Source organism: Picosynechococcus sp. NKBG042902 (assembly GCF_963864045.1).
Lineage (GTDB): Bacteria > Cyanobacteriota > Cyanobacteriia > Cyanobacteriales > MRBY01 > MRBY01.
This window is the reverse complement of the sequence record NZ_CAWLTV010000067.1, coordinates 56,648-72,413: the sequence shown is the minus strand read 5'-3', so window position 1 is coordinate 72,413 and position 15,766 is coordinate 56,648. Positions and strand designations below refer to the sequence as shown.

At 50.7% G+C, this 15,766-nt stretch carries 13 protein-coding genes; 7 read left to right on the top strand and 6 right to left on the bottom strand.

The features are described 5' to 3' along the window. The first annotated feature begins 9 nt into the window (after positions 1-9). Together AACR41_RS07355 and surE are read left to right on the top strand one after the other, a co-directional pair. The gene (locus AACR41_RS07355) at positions 10-774 is read left to right on the top strand and encodes an ABC transporter ATP-binding protein (protein WP_012307050.1); all 765 of its coding nucleotides are present in this window, start codon (positions 10-12) and stop codon (positions 772-774) included. Then, positions 774-1,457, top strand: coding sequence for a 5'/3'-nucleotidase SurE (gene surE / locus AACR41_RS07350; RefSeq protein WP_030007190.1), 684 nt, complete (start codon positions 774-776; stop codon positions 1,455-1,457). Before AACR41_RS07355 ends, surE begins: the two co-directional genes overlap by 1 nt. On the opposite strand, the gene AACR41_RS07345 is transcribed toward surE, so the two are convergent. The 3 genes from AACR41_RS07345 to AACR41_RS07335 are packed head-to-tail and all read right to left on the bottom strand — an operon-like array spanning position 1,454 to position 3,141. Then, on the bottom strand, positions 1,454-1,936 hold the full coding sequence (locus tag AACR41_RS07345) for a DUF4112 domain-containing protein (protein WP_030007189.1): 483 nt from the start codon (positions 1,934-1,936) through the stop codon (positions 1,454-1,456). The genes surE and AACR41_RS07345 overlap by 4 nt on opposite strands. Continuing rightward, positions 1,933-2,451, bottom strand: coding sequence for a pyroglutamyl-peptidase I family protein (locus tag AACR41_RS07340; protein ID WP_339367631.1), 519 nt, complete (start codon positions 2,449-2,451; stop codon positions 1,933-1,935). Before AACR41_RS07340 ends, AACR41_RS07345 begins: the two co-directional genes overlap by 4 nt. Positions 2,452-2,472: 21 nt before the next feature. Beyond that, complete coding sequence (locus AACR41_RS07335; protein ID WP_030007187.1) at positions 2,473-3,141, bottom strand: HEAT repeat domain-containing protein; 669 nt, start codon at positions 3,139-3,141, stop codon at positions 2,473-2,475. A 65-nt stretch (positions 3,142-3,206) separates the two neighbouring features. Between AACR41_RS07335 and AACR41_RS07330 the strand changes: the two genes are divergently transcribed. Further along, positions 3,207-3,797 carry an esterase/lipase family protein gene (locus AACR41_RS07330; RefSeq protein ID WP_030007186.1) on the top strand — a complete coding sequence of 197 codons (591 nt, stop codon included), beginning with the start codon at positions 3,207-3,209 and terminating at the stop codon, positions 3,795-3,797. A 6-nt stretch (positions 3,798-3,803) separates the two neighbouring features. Here the strand turns inward: AACR41_RS07330 and AACR41_RS07325 are convergent, their stop codons facing one another. The 3 genes from AACR41_RS07325 to AACR41_RS07315 all read right to left on the bottom strand — a co-directional run bounded on the left by AACR41_RS07325 (position 3,804) and on the right by AACR41_RS07315 (position 9,803). Next, positions 3,804-4,820, bottom strand: coding sequence for a dihydroorotate dehydrogenase-like protein (locus AACR41_RS07325; RefSeq protein WP_030007185.1), 1,017 nt, complete (start codon positions 4,818-4,820; stop codon positions 3,804-3,806). A 69-nt stretch (positions 4,821-4,889) separates the two neighbouring features. Beyond that, positions 4,890-8,426 carry a pyruvate:ferredoxin (flavodoxin) oxidoreductase gene (nifJ, locus tag AACR41_RS07320; RefSeq protein WP_030007184.1) on the bottom strand — a complete coding sequence of 1,179 codons (3,537 nt, stop codon included), beginning with the start codon at positions 8,424-8,426 and terminating at the stop codon, positions 4,890-4,892. Positions 8,427-9,413: 987 nt separating this feature from the next. Then, positions 9,414-9,803 (bottom strand): hypothetical protein, encoded by a 390-nt coding sequence (locus AACR41_RS07315; protein WP_012307058.1) that lies wholly within the window; start codon positions 9,801-9,803, stop codon positions 9,414-9,416. 380 nt (positions 9,804-10,183) lie between these two features. On the opposite strand from AACR41_RS07315, the gene AACR41_RS07310 reads away from it, so the two are divergent. Genes AACR41_RS07310 through AACR41_RS07295 form a run of 4 tightly spaced genes read left to right on the top strand, consistent with a single transcriptional unit; the run spans position 10,184 to position 15,765 of the window. Next, on the top strand, positions 10,184-11,485 hold the full coding sequence (locus AACR41_RS07310; RefSeq protein WP_030007183.1) for a glycosyltransferase family protein: 1,302 nt from the start codon (positions 10,184-10,186) through the stop codon (positions 11,483-11,485). A gap of 36 nt (positions 11,486-11,521) precedes the next feature. Continuing rightward, the gene (locus AACR41_RS07305; protein ID WP_030007182.1) at positions 11,522-12,763 is read left to right on the top strand and encodes a glycosyltransferase family 4 protein; all 1,242 of its coding nucleotides are present in this window, start codon (positions 11,522-11,524) and stop codon (positions 12,761-12,763) included. Next, positions 12,760-13,926, top strand: coding sequence for a glycosyltransferase family 4 protein (locus tag AACR41_RS07300; RefSeq protein ID WP_030007181.1), 1,167 nt, complete (start codon positions 12,760-12,762; stop codon positions 13,924-13,926). Before AACR41_RS07305 ends, AACR41_RS07300 begins: the two co-directional genes overlap by 4 nt. A 24-nt stretch (positions 13,927-13,950) precedes the next feature. Further along, positions 13,951-15,765: an ABC transporter ATP-binding protein gene (locus AACR41_RS07295; protein ID WP_223209925.1), complete on the top strand. Its 1,815-nt coding sequence runs from the start codon at positions 13,951-13,953 to the stop codon at positions 15,763-15,765. Position 15,766 lies beyond the last annotated feature (1 nt).

Below are 15,766 nucleotides of genomic sequence, written 5' to 3'. Positions count from 1 at the left end.
CCGGCAACCATGAGTGAACCATCCCCTCTGCTGCAAGCATCAGGTCTCCATAAAAGTTTCGGTGGCATCCGTGCGGTGCAAAATGCTTCGATTACGGTGCCCCGTGGACAGATTACGGGTTTGATTGGCCCCAATGGGGCGGGCAAAACGACGTTGTTTAATTTGCTCTCGAATTTTATTACGCCGGATCGGGGGACAGTTATTTTTAACGGCCAGGAAGTGCAGCACTTACCGTCCCATCAGATTGCGGCACGGGGTTTTGTGCGTACCTTCCAAGTGGCGCGGGTGTTATCACGGTTATCGGTACTAGACAATATGTTGCTGGCGGCCCAACAGCAAACGGGGGAAAACTTCCTACGGGTGTGGCAACAGGGGAAAATTCGTCGCCAAGAAAAGGCAAATCGGGAAAAGGCGATCGCCATCTTAGAATCCGTCGGTCTAGGGGAAAAAGCCCAGGATTACGCTGGGGCTCTGTCGGGGGGACAACGCAAACTCCTGGAAATGGCCAGGGCATTGATGAGCGATCCCCAGTTAATTTTGTTGGATGAGCCTGCGGCGGGCGTGAATCCTACTTTGATCAACCAAATTTGTGAACACATTGTCCGCTGGAACCAGCAGGGAATTTCCTTTTTGATCATTGAGCACAATATGGATGTGATCATGTCCTTGTGTAACCACATCTGGGTACTGGCAGAGGGGAGTAATTTGGCAGACGGAACCCCCGAAGATATCCAGTGCAATGAACAGGTATTAGAGGCTTATTTGGGATCGTAATGCGCGTTTTATTAACAAATGACGACGGGATTGATGCGCCTGGAATTGCAACCTTACAAAAGGCGATCGCTCCCCATGCGAGAGAAGTAGTGACGGTGGCCCCCCAAACACAGATGTCGGAATGTGGCCATCGGTTTACGGTTTATGCGCCGATCCCGGTGGAGCAACGGACGAAAAATGCCTATGCGGTGGCAGGTACGCCAGCAGATTGTACACGCTTGGGTCTCACGCAGTTTGCGGCGGATGTTGATTGGGTGCTGTCGGGAGTGAATGCAGGGGGAAACCTCGGCGTGGATATTTACACTTCAGGGACGGTGGCGGCAGTGCGAGAAGCGACGATCCTCGGTAAGCGGGCGATCGCTTTTTCCCATTTCATCCAGCGGCCTTTAGAAATCGATTGGGATCTTGTCACCCACTGGACGGGAAAACTTTTAGCGCAATTATTGACCCAGGAACTGCAGGAAAAGCATTTTTGGAATGTGAATTTTCCCCATTTAACGGCAGACTCTGACCCGGAAATTATTTTCTGTGAGCGCAGCACTGACCCGATGCAAGTGCGCTATGAAGCGCGGGATCAACAGTTCCATTATGTCGGCTCCTACCCTGAGCGCCCCCGGGCCGCTGGTACCGATGTGGATGTTTGTTTTTCAGGAAATATTGCCGTAACCCAAATTTCGATCTAGGCAAGGGCATTAAACACGAGCTTCAGCAGCCACAGGGTCAACAAACCGCCCAAAAGAATCACCAAGGCGATCGCCCCTAAAATTAAAATCAGGGGACGCCAATCAATGGAGGCATTGTCGAGGTCAGTCTGGTCGGGCAAATCCTGTTCTAAAAGCTTTAAATTCGCCTCGTTGGCTTTCCAGGCCACATCAAAGAGATCGCCGGCCACGGGCACCGTCCCAACAACGCTATCCACAAGAAGATTGAGGGCCATTTTGACGAGGGTATCCTGTTTTGCCCCCAGTTTGGCCGCCTCGAAAATCACATAGCCAGAGAGAATTAAACTCAGGTAATCCCCCACCGCTGGCACCAAGCCGATGATCGGATCGAGGCCGATTTTGTACTTTGTCCCCGGAATGGCGATCGCACTGTCGAGTAGCTTACTCAGGGTGCGGATGCGTTTTAACGTCTTCGGGTTCGGGGTTTTGGTGGCAGTCATGGGTCAATGGGGAAAGCCAGAACATTGCGCAGCAGCCAGTGGAGCATGGTTTCAACGTCCCGCAGGATTAAGGGTCGATTGGCCGCCGTGAGCAGAGGCACATGGAGAAATAAGGCCCGTGCTTGAGATTGCTGCCGCTGGAGATGCTTTAACACTTGAAAATATAGCCCTTCGCAGACAAATTTACCGGCATCGTCGCTAATCTCCGTAAATTCTAGGGGAGTCGTGAGAGCGCTGAGATCCAAGCGCGTTTGTAACTGCTGCCCCTGGTAAAAAGCTTGGGATTCTACCGTGAGGCGATCGCGTTTTTCGGCCATGCCACAGCAGAGCACCAGATCCGGCTGATAAGCGGCAATGGCTTGAATGGTTTTTGCAGAGGCGATCGCCGTTTCCACAGGCAGATGGTGCAGAAATAAAAAATCCGCAAAGGCTAACTGTCTCGCCTTAAGCTGACAGAGGAGATCATCCGAGGCATTGGAAGTGTGATGTTCTAGCCAGGGTTGAAAGGAAGTCAATAAAATTTTGCCGCGCACGCGTTACGAATCACTAAGTCTGTCGAGGCTATATTGGGCTGCTTCTCGCACTTGAGGATGATCATCTTTGGCGAGGAACTTGACCGCCGCAAGACTCTTTTCACAAGGTAACGCTCCTAAGGCTTCTGCGAGCCGTTGCCGTACTAGCCAATTGTCTGAGGAAACAAAGGTTACAAGGCGATCCACGGTTTCTACGGCACCAATTTCTCCCAGGGCGGCGATCGCTGCTTGTTCTAAAATGGCTTCCCCACTATCGAGGGCTTGAACCAGGGCATCCTTCGCTTCCGGACGACCGAGATTCCCCAAAGAAACCGCCGCACTAAAACGCACTAACCAAGAGGTATCTTCATAAAAAGCCCGCAGCAGTGGTTTTAAAGCCCGCTCATCCTGGAGATATCCTAAAGCACCCGCTGCATCAGCCCGAATACCATAATCGCCGTCAGTTTCTAGGAGTTTAATCAAAATTGGATAGGACTCTTCTGTCTGCTTAATCCCCAGGGCAAAAACCGCCATCGAGCGAATTTGCAGCACCTCATCATCTAATACTTTTTTAATGAGGGGCATCGCTTCTAGGGGGGCTACATCCCGCAATTGGGCCAGGGCAATCATGCGATCCTTGGAGTTTTCACTTTCGAGTTGTTGGGAAAGTGTCGCTAAGCTGGGGTGAGACATAACCAAATTTTGTAAAAGTTCTTAATAAAATTGTAATCAAGATTCTCAGGATTTTTCAATAAACCATGACCCATCCCCTCAATCCGGTGTTGTTAATCCATGGCTTTTTAGACCGCCATACAGTGTTTAAACCTTTAACCCGGTACCTTGGTCAGCAAGGTTGGGAGATTCATGCCCTTGATCTACAGCCCAATGATGGCCGTCAAGCACTGCCCGTTTTAGCCAGCCAAATTGAAACCTATGTCCACCAACATTTTGGGGCGACCCAACGGTTCGATCTCGTGGGATTTAGTATGGGGGGCATTGTGACCCGTTACTATTTGCAACGGCTCGGCGGCAATCAACGGGTAGAACGTTATGTGAGTATTTCGGCCCCCAATAATGGCACGTTATCAGCCTATGGTTTGCCCTTTCCGGGGATTCGTCAGATGCGCCCGGATAGTGACTTGCTTCAGGATTTGAACCGTGATGTGGCCACTGCCCTAGAACCTGTAAAAGTCACTTGGCTATGGACTCCCTTTGATCTCATGATTCTCCCCGCCAAGAGCACGAAGCTCCCCATTGGCACCGGCGTGCAGTTGCCCGTACCTTTACATCCTTGGATGTTGTCTGATCCCCGTGCCCTCAAGGCGATCGCCGAGGCATTGCAGCAATAGCAAACCTCAAAGCGTATGTCGTTCTGGTTGGTAGGATTGAATCGCCCGCATATATTGCGCCCGTTCAAAGGTACTTTCATCAGGACAATTAATCTGGCTCATGCTGCCCCGCAGTTGCTCTAAGGAAAGATATTCATGTTCTTCGAGCCATTGCACCATTTCCGTTTCAATGGTTTCAATGTGATGAATGTCGTGGCGCAATAAAGTTGCCACTAAGGCTGTCACCTTTGCCCCTGCCATTAACATTTTGATCGCATCGGTTCCCCGTTGAATGCCACTGGTCGCCGCAAAATCCACATCTAAGCGGCCATAGAGCATTGCAATCCAGCGCATTGGCAGGCGCATATCCAACGGGCTACTCAGGATTAAATTCGGGGTGACTTCGAGGTTTTCGATATCAATATCCGGCTGATAAAAACGGTTAAATAAAACTAAGCCACTCGCCCCATTATCAACTAACCGTTTCGCCATATTTGCCATGTTGCTAAAGAACGGACTCAGCTTTACGGCAACGGGAATATTTAAATTTTCCCGCACTGTCCGCACGATTTGAATATATTCATACTCCACCTCTGAACCATTTTTATTAATATCCGTCGGGACATAATAAATGTTCAATTCGATGGCATCGGCGCCGGCTTGTTCCATCAGTTTGGCGGTGTGTTCCCATTCCCCTTGGTGGGAACCGTTGAGGCTGGCAATAATCGGCATATCGACGGCGGATTTAGCAGTCCGAATATGCTCTAAATAGGTTTCAACACCTACATGGAAAACATCGGAAGCATTCTCTGGGAAATAATTTAAGGCTTCGGCAAAGGAGTCTGTGCCGTAGGTGAAATGATGGTGCAATTCGAGTTTTTCTTTACGAATTTGTTCTTCAAAGAGGGAATGTAAAACGACGGCTCCGGCTCCAGCATCTTCCATCCGTTTAATGTTGTCGATGTCCTCAGTTAAGGGAGCGGCTGCACCAACAATTAATGGCGATCGCAGGGTCAGACCTAAATATTGTGTGGTTAAATCCATGATGTTTCTCCGGTAGGGTAATGGTTTTACATCCCCTAAATCCCCCTGAAGTAAGGGGGACTTGAGGCGTTAGGCTTCGGGACGGTTGGCAAGGTATTCGTACATCTGCCAGCGGGTATCGACATCGCTCTGGGCTTGTTTGAGCAGTTCCTTGGCGGCTTTGGGTTTGGTCATGGTGAGCATCTTGAAGCGGTTTTCTTTATACATGGAGCTTTCGACGCTGCCTTTGGGGGTACGGCTATCGAGTTGGAGGGGGTTTTTGCCCTCTGCCTTGAGGTCGGGGTTGTAGCGGTACAGTAGCCAGCGTCCGCTTTCGACGAGTTCTTTTTGGTGACTCATGGCGGTTTGCATATTAATGCCGTGGGCGATGCAGTGGCTGTAGGCGATGATCAGGGAGGGGCCTTCGTAGGCTTCGGCTTCGAGGAAGGCTTTCAGGGTATGTTCGTCTCTGGCGCCCATTGCCACGGAGGCGACGTACACATTGCCGTAGGTCATGGCGATTAAACCGAGGTCTTTTTTCGGGGCGGGTTTCCCACCGGCTGCAAATTTGGCAACGGCGGCGCGGGGGGTGGCTTTGGAAGATTGTCCGCCAGTATTGGAATAAACCTCGGTGTCCATCACCAAAATGTTGATATTTTTCCCGCTGGCGATCGCATGATCCAGACCACCGAAACCGATGTCATACGCCCAGCCGTCTCCACCGACGATCCAGACGGATTTTTTCACGAGGTAATCGGCGAGGGACGCTAGCTGTTTCGCATCGGGGGAATTGAGGCTTGCGAGTTTATTTTTTAGTTCTCGCACCCGTTGCCGTTGTTCCCAAATGTCGGCTTCGTCGGCTTGGCGGGCATTTAACAATTCACCGACAAAACTATCACCGAGTTCACCGCTTAAGCGTTGTAATAATTCCGCTGCAAATTGGGCTTGTTTATCAATCGAGAGGCGGAATCCTAAGCCAAATTCGGCGTTATCTTCAAAGAGGGAATTTGACCAAGCGATGCCCTGTCCTTCGGCATTGGTGGTGTAGGGGGTGGTCGGTAAGTTGCCGCCATAGATGGAGGAGCAACCTGTGGCATTGGCAATCACCGTGCGATCGCCAAACAGTTGGGACACCAATTTAATGTACGGGGTTTCGCCACAGCCGGCACACGCACCGGAGAATTCAAAGAGTGGCTCCTGTAATTGTTGTTCACGAATTTGATTCAGTTTTAATTCGCGCCGTTCCGGTAAAGGCAAACTGAGGAAGTAATCCCAATTGGTGCGCTCTTGTTCCCGCAGGGGCAACTGTTCCACCATATTGATTGCTTTCTTGGCGGGTTGCGCCTTGTTTTTCGCGGGACAAACATCCACACAAACGCCACAGCCGGTACAGTCTTCCGGAGCCACCTGAATTGTAAATTTCTGCCCCGAAAAATTCTTGTCTTTCGCATCAATGGATTTAAAACTTTCCGGCGCATTTCCTAACAGATTGGGTTCATAAACTTTGGCGCGAATCGTCGCGTGGGGACAGACCATCACGCACTTACCGCATTGAATACAAACCTCTGGATCCCACTCTGGAATGAATTGGGCAACGTTGCGTTTTTCCCATTTAGAAGTGCCAGTCGGGTAAGTGCCATCGCAGGGCAGACAACTCACCGGCAGGCGATCGCCTTCTTTGATCAGCATCGGCGCTTGGACATTGCGCATAAAGTCGGGCGCATTGGGAGACACCGCTGGCGGTTTACGAATGGGACTATTTGCTTCGCCAATCCTGACCTCAAACAAATTCGCCAAGGTGTTATCCACCGCCTGAATATTCATGGTGACCACATCCGCGCCTTTCTTGCCGTAGGTCTTCTGGATATATTCCTTAATTTTGGCGATCGCCTCCTCTTTTGGCAGGACACCAGAGAGAGCAAAGAAACAGGTTTGCATCACCGTATTAATTCTTCCGCCCATGCCACTTTCCCGTGCCACCTTATTCGCATTAATCACATAGAATTTCAAATTTTTGCGAACAATTTGTTCTTGCACTTCAAGGGGCAATTGATCCCACACTTGATCCGGAGCATAGGGACTATTTAAAAGAAAAATTGAACCATCCTTTGCGCCACTGAGCACATCTAATTTTTCGAGGAACAACCATTGGTGACAGCCCACAAAATTCGCCTGATTAATTAAATAGGTTGAGCGAATTAAATTGGGGCCAAAGCGCAGATGGGAAACCGTCACTGCCCCTGATTTTTTCGAGTCATAGACGAAATAACCTTGGGCGTAATTACCCGTTTCTTCGCCAATAATTTTGATCGAATTTTTATTCGCGCCCACCGTCCCATCGGAACCTAAGCCATAAAACATCGCCCGTACCACGCTATCCGGCTCACTAGAGAAACTCGGATCATAGGCAAGGGAAGTGTGGCTAACATCATCATTAATGCCAACGGTGAAATGATTCTTTGGTTTGGCTTGATCTAATTCATCAAAAATCCCCTTTACCATCGCCGGGTTAAACTCTTTAGAAGACAAACCATAACGTCCCCCAACAACTTTCGGCATTGTGCCTTCCCAAGCTTCCATCAACGCCGACACCACATCTAAATAGAGCGGTTCACCATTCGCACCGGGTTCCTTCGTGCGGTCTAAAACCGCAATTTTTTCAACAGATTTTGGTAGCGCAGCAATTAACGCAGCAGGATCAAAAGGACGATATAAACGCACTTTTAAAACGCCAACTTTTTCCCCTTGGGCATTGAGGTAATCCACCGTTTCATGGACGGTTTCACAACCGGAACCCATTAAAATAATGGTCCTTGTCGCATCCGGCACGCCCACATATTCAAATAATTTGTAAGCGCGTCCCGTCAGTGCCCCAAAGCGATCCATCATTTCCTGCACAATGGTGCTGCATTTGTCATAGAACGGATTCACCGATTCCCGCGCTTGGAAAAAGACATCGGGGTTTTGGGCTGTGCCGCGCGCCACTGGATGATCGGGGGTTAAGGCTCTGGCGCGGTGGGCAAAGACATCTTCATCGTCGATCAAATCCCGTAAAACCGATTCATCGAGTAATTCAATTTTTTGAATTTCGTGGGAGGTGCGGAACCCATCAAAAAAGTGGATGAAGGGCACACGGGCTTTCATCGTCGCCGCTTGGGCAATCAACGCCATATCGTGGGCTTCCTGCACCGAGGCGGAGGACAACAGGGCAAATCCCGTCCCCCGCACAGACATCACATCGGAGTGATCACCAAAAATGGAGAGGGCTTGGGCTGCAACAGAGCGGGCGGCAACATGGATCACCGCTGAGGTGAGTTCCCCTGCAATTTTGTAGAGGTTGGGGATCATTAACAGTAGCCCTTGGGAGGCGGTGAAGGTTGTCGTTAAAGAACCCGTTTGCAGTGCGCCGTGGACGGCTCCGGCAGCACCACCTTCACTCTGCATTTCGATAATGCTGGGCACGGTTCCCCAGAGATTTGGCTGTCCTTGGGAGGCCCAGGCATCGGCCCATTCGCCCATCGGTGAAGCGGGGGTGATGGGATAAATGGCAATGACTTCGTTTAGTTTGTAGGCAACTTTGGCGACGGCTTCATTCGCATCGAGGGTGGCAATTGTGTTGGTAGCCATAATCTCAAAATTCTAATGTTTTGCTGGTGACTGGGTGGAAATCGTAGGTGATGATCTGTTCTGTGAGTCGAGGCAGTGGAAAAAGTGATTGATGTTGGCTATTTTTTGAGCCTGATACTTTGTTGACTTTAACAACAAAATACTTGCTAAAAGTTATAAGAAAAAATAGAATTTGATTGGCCTAATCCAGAAAATCAAGGAAATATTTACACTTCTAATTTTAGAGACATTTCTTGCTGTCTTGGGTTGTTCTGCTGTAGAAAATGATAAAAATCAGTGAAGGTTTAAATTTCGTTGAAATCCTAGGGGAAGCTAAATAAGAAAAGTTATTTTTTGCTTTTTTTTGTAACGATCTTGGGCATGGTTTCGGTGCCAACTTTTTTAGTAGAGATTGATTATGACACCTTCGGCAATAGAGAAAAACTGTCGGTGGTTGGCCAAGAAGCCGGGCCTATTGCCAGTATAAAAATCTCGTCGGTTTAGCGATCGCCCACGAGAATTCAAAGAATTAAAGAATTACCTAGGAAAATTGGCCTTGGGCTGAAGTTTTCGCGCGTAAACCCCAATCTTTCGCCTATACCTAGTCAATCTAGAAGATTGTAGAGATTTCAATCTCAACGTCCATTTGGTTGGTTAAAGCAAAGGACTAAAACACAAGTAATAATCAAACCAAGAAGGAGAACTATTACAGAAATATCTGTGGAAGTTCCCAATTAGAGTCTTTTTCGACGTTGGGAGGACGTACAGGATAGACTGGATAAGCAGCAAAAACATTAATCAATCCAGAATCTTTTGGAATTTCCCAAAATGCTAGATTATTGCCAGCAGGAAAGATATAAGAGTGATTAGTAACCATAAAGCTGTACTTTGAGACGAAGAAATGGTTATTGCCGAGGATAAAGAGGTCTTGGCAAGGAGTAAGTAGATCGCCACTAGGGAAAACGGTTTAGCTCACGCTCATCGCTATGGCGATCGCCCTCTTGATCTTTAGCAGGTAGAAACTGAGATATCTCCCGATGAGAAATAGGCGCAGTCACCATCGGAGACATAGGAACCGTAGCCCCCAGCCCCACCAGTGCTGTAGTAGGAATCATAGCCGCTAGAATCATTCCCATAGCTGCCGTCGTAATTATTACTGCCAGCGCCAAGGTAACCTTGCACCGTGTAATCGCCTGCATAGCCCCACGCACCAGTGTAGTAATCCAGCCAGTAACTCCCCGCAGGAATCGAGCCGCCAGCCAGATACTCAAGGATCATCAAATCTTCGCCCTGGATATATTCGCCATTGACATAGACCTGGGCTTTTACGGGTATCGAGGCACCCGCGAGCAGGAGAAGAGAAGACAAGACCGTCAGAGAAACTTTTTTCAGAAACATGGAACAAACCTCCCGTGAGGGAAAACTAGAAAAGTTAGAGACTGAAGCATTCTGGAACGATTAGGTCAGGTTGCTGGGGATAAGTAGTGGCCACAAAATTTTACTGATGCAGTTTGTCTAAATTTTTGACGCTCACCCTGGATTTATTATCTACTGATGTTTGAATTTTTCAGCGGTCTTTAGCCTTACATTTCCCCCAAGCTGCCGTAATCCTCAGTGCAAATAAGCCATAGAGAAACTTTATTATCTAGGCTTTTTCCATGAAGGTTTTCTCATGGAATCTTCACCAGGGGTTTAGGGAAGCGGGTCAAGATATCCATAATCGTCAAGAATCTGGCGAGCAGTGTCGAGGTCAGATCCCAAAGGAGAGGTCTTTGCCCATGGAACCCGCCCAACGACAACGGAATGTTCAATGGCGATCGCCCCAGGGGATCTCTAGCCCAACCTCTGTTTCTGGGAAACGAGCTCCCCGATCTAGGCCGCCAGCTCCTCGCCACCGCATCGTGCTATATTCCCACGACACCATGGGCTTGGGTCACAAACGGCGTAATGTGTTGATTGCGCAGACCCTACAACGATCAGCTTTGCCCCTGGATATTTTGCTCATTAGTGGCATGGGCGATGGCAATGAAGGGCTTGCTACTGCGGGGATTGATTGTTTAAGTTTGCCAGCCTTGAAAAAAAGCCGGGATGGTTCCTACAGAGCGCGTCATTTAGCTTTGCCTTTACGGGACATCATTGGGTTGCGATCGCAGCTAATTTTAAACGCCGTTCAACAATTTCAACCGGATGTTTTCATCATCGATAATGTCCCCAGGGGGGCAGAACGGGAACTAGACCCCAGCCTGGAATATATCCGGAAACAGCCCCAGATGCGCTGTGTTTTAGGGCTAAGGGATGTGTTGGACGACCCGGCAGCGGTGCGGCGGGATTGGCAACGGGCGGACAACGAAACGGCCATTCGTCGCTACTATGATACGGTGTGGATTTACGGCGATCCCCAGGTTTACGATCTGCGGCGGGAATATGATTTTTCCCCAGAGGTGGTCGCAAAAATGCTGCCCCTCGGTTATTTCAATCAATGCGATCGCCTCCAGTATTTAGGGCAACCCTGGCAAGAAACCTTAAAAGCGTGGGATTTACCAGCCCAGTTCGTCCTCGGTGCGGTGGGTGGCGGCCAAGATGGGGAAACCCTGGCGATCGCCTTTGCCCAAATTCCCTTCACCGCCGAGAATCCGGGGGTGCTACTCACGGGGCCTTTTATGCCGGAGTCCGTGCGCCAAACCCTAGGGGCGATCGCCCAACATAATCCCCACCTGACGATCTTTCCTTACTGTCCCGAACCGACGATTCTCATGGCCGCCGCCGAACGGGTGATTGCCATGGGCGGCTACAATACCACCTGTGAAATTCTTTCCTTCCAGAAACCCGCTTTGATTATTCCCCGGATAAAACCCCGCCAGGAACAATGGCTGCGGGCGACCCGTTTAAAACAATTGGGTCTGGTGGATGTGCTCCATCCCCACCAGGTTAATCCCCAAAATTTAGCGGCTTGGCTCCGTTGTGATCCAAAATTCCCCAAGCGCAGTGCTGGTCTCAATCTCCAGGCCACCGAACAATTGCCCCTCCTTTTGGCTCAGATGCTCAAGATCTCTAGCGGTTTTACTGCCCAAGCTTCCTAGTCCATCACCTTATTTTTATTATTTGTTCAATGTGCCATGGCCATTGCCTACGTTGTTAAACGCTATCCCCGCTATTCAGAAACCTTTATCGTCAATGAAATTCTCGCCCACGAAGCAGCGGGTTTAGACATCAAAATTTTTGCCCTGCGGCCCCCGGTGGATAGTCATTTTCAAGACAAAATTGCCAGGGTCAAAGCCCCTGTCACCTACATTCAAAAACCCAGCCAAGGGCGATCGCACCCCGATTTATTGGGGCAAAATCCCACCGCCGCCAGTTACCTCTGGGCAGAAATCCAAGCTACCGCCGCCCTGATCCCCGACCTCTGGAAAAAATTAGCCTATGCCGCCGGAGAACGTTCCAGTGTTCTGTATCAAGCCCTCTGGCTCGCCCAAGCCGTTCGCCACCAAGGGATCACCCATCTCCATGCCCATTTTGCCAGCGTCGCCACCAGTGTTACCCGGTTAGCCGCCCATTTTGCGGAGGTTCCCTACAGCTTTACGGCCCACGCGAAAGATATTTTCCACGAAAGCGTGGATCCAGCCGATTTCGCTCGCAAACTCCAGGACGCCGCCGCCGTGGTGACTGTTAGCGACTATAACCGTACCTATTTACAGCAACAGTATGGGGAAGTTGCAACTAAGGTCAAACGCATTTACAACGGCATGGATTTAACGGAACTTCCCTACCAACCTCCTTTAGAAAATCCACAGCCACCGTTAATTGTGTCAGTGTCGCGCCTCGTGGAAAAGAAGGGCTTGACCTATCTGATCGCCGCCTGTGATCTGCTGCGCCGTTGGGGTTGCGAGTTTCACTGTCACATCGTGGGGAGTGGCCCCCTAGAAACGACATTGCGATCGCAAATTGCCCAGCACCAACTAGAACCTTGGGTGGAGATCATTGGCCCCAAACCCCAGGGAGAAGTATTTCAACTCCTAAAACAGGCGACAGTTTTCGCCGCTCCCTATGTCATTGGGAAAGATGGCAATCGGGACGGTTTACCTACAGTTTTGTTAGAGGCGATCGCCTTGGGAACTCCCTGCGTGGCAACGGATGTCACAGGAATTCCCGAAATTATTCAGCACCAGGAGACAGGGTTGCTGGTGGCCCAAAATGATCCAGAACAACTCGCCAAAGCCCTCCAAATTCTTTTAAACCAAGCAGATTTACGGCACCACTTCACCCAGGCAGCCCGCCAGCGTTTAGAACAAGCCTTTGATCTCCAGCGCAATGCCGCCCAACTCTGCCAACTGTTCCACCAAGGGGAGGCCCAACGATGAAAATTGCCTATGTCTGCGTCGATCCAGGCATTCCGGTCTTTGGCTGCAAAGGTGCCTCGATCCATGTCCAGGAGATGATTCGCGCCTTTCGACACCAGGGGGCAACGGTGACGTTATTTGCAGCGAGGCTTGGAGGTGAACCGCCCGCAGATTTGGCCGATTTACCCGTTTACTGCTTGCCCAAAGTTCCCAAGGGTGATTTGGCAATGCGGGAGCAGGGACTCTTTCAACAAAATCAGATATTGCAAAATTTATTAACCCAGGCGGCCCCCTACGATCTCGTCTACGAACGTTATTCCCTCTGGAGCCAAGCGGGGATGACCTTTGCGCGACACTGGCAGATTCCCGGCATTTTAGAAGTGAATGCGCCCCTAATTGAAGAACAGGCCACCCACCGGGGTTTAATAGACCGGGATTTAGCGTTGCAGGTCGCAGCGACAGCCTTTGGGAAAGCAACGGCTTTAATCGCCGTATCCGAGGGGGTGAAGTCTTATTTACAGCAATGGGGGCTGGGCGATCGCCTTTTTGTGCTGCCCAATGGCGTGAATCCAGACCGATTTTCGGAGGTTTTCAAGCCGTCCGCCGCAAAGCCGTTTACGGTGGGTTTTGTGGGTTCCCTCAAGCCTTGGCATGGCCTAGATTGCCTCATTGAAGCCTTTGCTCAACTGCGACAAACTGTCCCGGAAGCCCAGTTGTTGATCGTCGGCGATGGCCCCCAACGGCAAGCCCTTGAACAGGCGATCGCCCAGCGCAAGTTAACGGCCCAGGTGCAATGGACAGGTGCTGTGGCTCCAGAGGCAGTCTCCCACTGGTTAAGCCAGATGAGCGTGGCTGTGGCCCCCTATCCCGCCAGTGAAAATTTTTATTTTTCGCCCCTCAAGGTGGTGGAATACATGGCAGCGGGGCTGCCCGTGGTGGCGAGTTGCATCGGTCAACTGCCGGACATTATTGAGGATGGGGTGACGGGCATTTTGTATCCACCGGGAGAGCCAGCCGCTCTTGCCCAAGCCCTCGAACATCTTTGGCGATCGCCCCAGTATCGGGAACAGTTAGGTCTGGCTGCCCGTGGTTTCGTGCTTAAACACCATACCTGGGATCACATTGCCGCCCAAATTTTGGCGATCGCCCAAGCCTCGTTTTTTAACGTTGAGGTTAAAAGTTAGAAAAATATGCACCGTGCCTCTCCCATGACCCAAGCTGTTCCTGGCCTCTGGGCCGTGATTACGACCTTTTGGCCCCAAATTCGCGCCCAGTGGCGACTCTTGCTGGTGGCGATGGTGACCTTGTTGGCAGATGTGGGGTTGCGACTATTGGAACCTTGGCCCCTCAAGCTGCTCATTGACGGGGTACTGATTCCCGCTCAAACCCAGCCGGCTCTTTCTTTTCTCGGCTTTAGGAACCTCGATCCCGCCTGGCTGTTAGTTTTAATTGCCGCTGGGGTGATCGTCATTGCCGTCAGTCGGGCGATCGCCACCTATTGGAATACCGTCAGTTTGGCGATCGTCGGTAGTCGCGTCATGGCCCAGGTGCGGGATCAACTGTACAGTCATTTGCAACGGCTTTCTCTGCGCTACCACTACCAAGCCCGCAGCGGCGACCTGATTATCCGCGTCAGTAGCGATGCCAATCGTCTCCAGGAAATTTTGCTCACGGCGGCGTTGCCCCTTGTGGTGAGCCTGTTAACCCTGGGGGGAATGGTGGGAGTAATGGCCTGGCTTGACTTGAAACTCACCCTCTTATCCCTCGTAACTTTCCCCCTGTTTTGGTTTGCTGCCAGCCGTTTAAGTGCCAAAATTCGCCGTGCTTCCCTCACCCAACGCCACCGGGAAGGAGCCGTCGCTGCCACCGCCGCCGAATCCCTCGCCGCGATCAAACTGGTGCAAGCCCTTTCCCTAGAGCAGGCCTTTGCGGATCTTTTTAGTCGCCAGAACCAACAAAGTCTCCAGGAAAGCATTGAAACTAAACGGTTAGCCGCCAACTTGGAACGGGTGGTGGACGTGCTGATTGCCCTGGGAACAGCCTTGGTGATGGGCTACGGGGCACATCTGGTGATCGAAGATGCCCTCACTCCGGGAACGGTCTTGGTGTTTTTAACCTATCTGCGCAATGCCTACAAACCGGTGCAGAATTTCGCGAAATATACAGGTCGTCTGGCGAAGGCGGCGGCATCGGGGGAACGGATTTTAAATATTTTGGCGGAAACCCCCGATATTCAAGACAAACCAGGGGCGATCGCCACGCCATCTCTCCGGGGGTTGATTGAATTTAAAGATGTCTCCTTTGGCTATCATCCCGACCAAGGAATTCTTAAGGGGCTAAATTTATCGGTGCAACCCGGCGAAAAAATTGCCCTTGTTGGCGCTTCCGGCAGTGGAAAATCGACCTTTCTCAGTTTGTTGTTGCGCCTCTATGACCCAACAGCAGGAAAAATTCTTATTGATGGTCAGGATCTGCGGGATTATCAACTGACGAGCTTACGGAACCAAATGGCGGTGGTGTTGCAGGAGAGCTTACTGTTTGCGGCAACGATCCGGGAAAATATCGCCTATGGCATCGAGGACGCAACGATGGCCAAGATCGAAGCGGCAGCCCGTTTAGCCAATGCCCATGACTTTATCTTGCAACTGCCTCAGGGCTACGACACAGTGGTGGGGGAACGGGGTACAACCCTTTCTGGTGGGCAGCGGCAACGATTGGCGATCGCCAGGGCTGCGATGCGACAAACCCCCATTTTGATCCTGGATGAACCCACCAGTGGCTTGGATAAAGTCAACGAACAGTTGGTTTTTGAAGCCCTAGAACGGTTAGCAGAAAATCGCACCACATTTCTGGTGACCCACAATCTCCAGTTGGCGATCGCCGCCGACCAAATCCTTTACCTCGACCAAGGGCAAATCCAGGAACAGGGCACCCACGCCGAATTACTGGCTCGTCAGGGCGTCTATGCCGACCTTTTCCAACGGCAAACCCTCGCAACGTTCAGCGAATCCTTGCAACATTAAC

What these genes read in the sequence shown, in the direction of transcription:
- AACR41_RS07355 (WP_012307050.1), top strand. Translation starts at nt 10, where the DNA reads ATGAGTGAACCATCCCCTCTGCTGCAAGCATCAGGTCTCCATAAAAGT.
- surE (WP_030007190.1), top strand. Translation starts at nt 774, where the DNA reads ATGCGCGTTTTATTAACAAATGACGACGGGATTGATGCGCCTGGAATT.
- AACR41_RS07345 (WP_030007189.1), bottom strand. Translation starts at nt 1,936, where the DNA reads ATGACTGCCACCAAAACCCCGAACCCGAAGACGTTAAAACGCATCCGC.
- AACR41_RS07335 (WP_030007187.1), bottom strand. Translation starts at nt 3,141, where the DNA reads ATGTCTCACCCCAGCTTAGCGACACTTTCCCAACAACTCGAAAGTGAA.
- AACR41_RS07330 (WP_030007186.1), top strand. Translation starts at nt 3,207, where the DNA reads ATGACCCATCCCCTCAATCCGGTGTTGTTAATCCATGGCTTTTTAGAC.
- AACR41_RS07325 (WP_030007185.1), bottom strand. Translation starts at nt 4,820, where the DNA reads ATGGATTTAACCACACAATATTTAGGTCTGACCCTGCGATCGCCATTA.
- nifJ (WP_030007184.1), bottom strand. Translation starts at nt 8,426, where the DNA reads ATGGCTACCAACACAATTGCCACCCTCGATGCGAATGAAGCCGTCGCC.
- AACR41_RS07315 (WP_012307058.1), bottom strand. Translation starts at nt 9,803, where the DNA reads ATGTTTCTGAAAAAAGTTTCTCTGACGGTCTTGTCTTCTCTTCTCCTG.
- AACR41_RS07310 (WP_030007183.1), top strand. Translation starts at nt 10,184, where the DNA reads ATGGAACCCGCCCAACGACAACGGAATGTTCAATGGCGATCGCCCCAG.
- AACR41_RS07305 (WP_030007182.1), top strand. Translation starts at nt 11,522, where the DNA reads ATGGCCATTGCCTACGTTGTTAAACGCTATCCCCGCTATTCAGAAACC.
- AACR41_RS07300 (WP_030007181.1), top strand. Translation starts at nt 12,760, where the DNA reads ATGAAAATTGCCTATGTCTGCGTCGATCCAGGCATTCCGGTCTTTGGC.
- AACR41_RS07295 (WP_223209925.1), top strand. Translation starts at nt 13,951, where the DNA reads ATGACCCAAGCTGTTCCTGGCCTCTGGGCCGTGATTACGACCTTTTGG.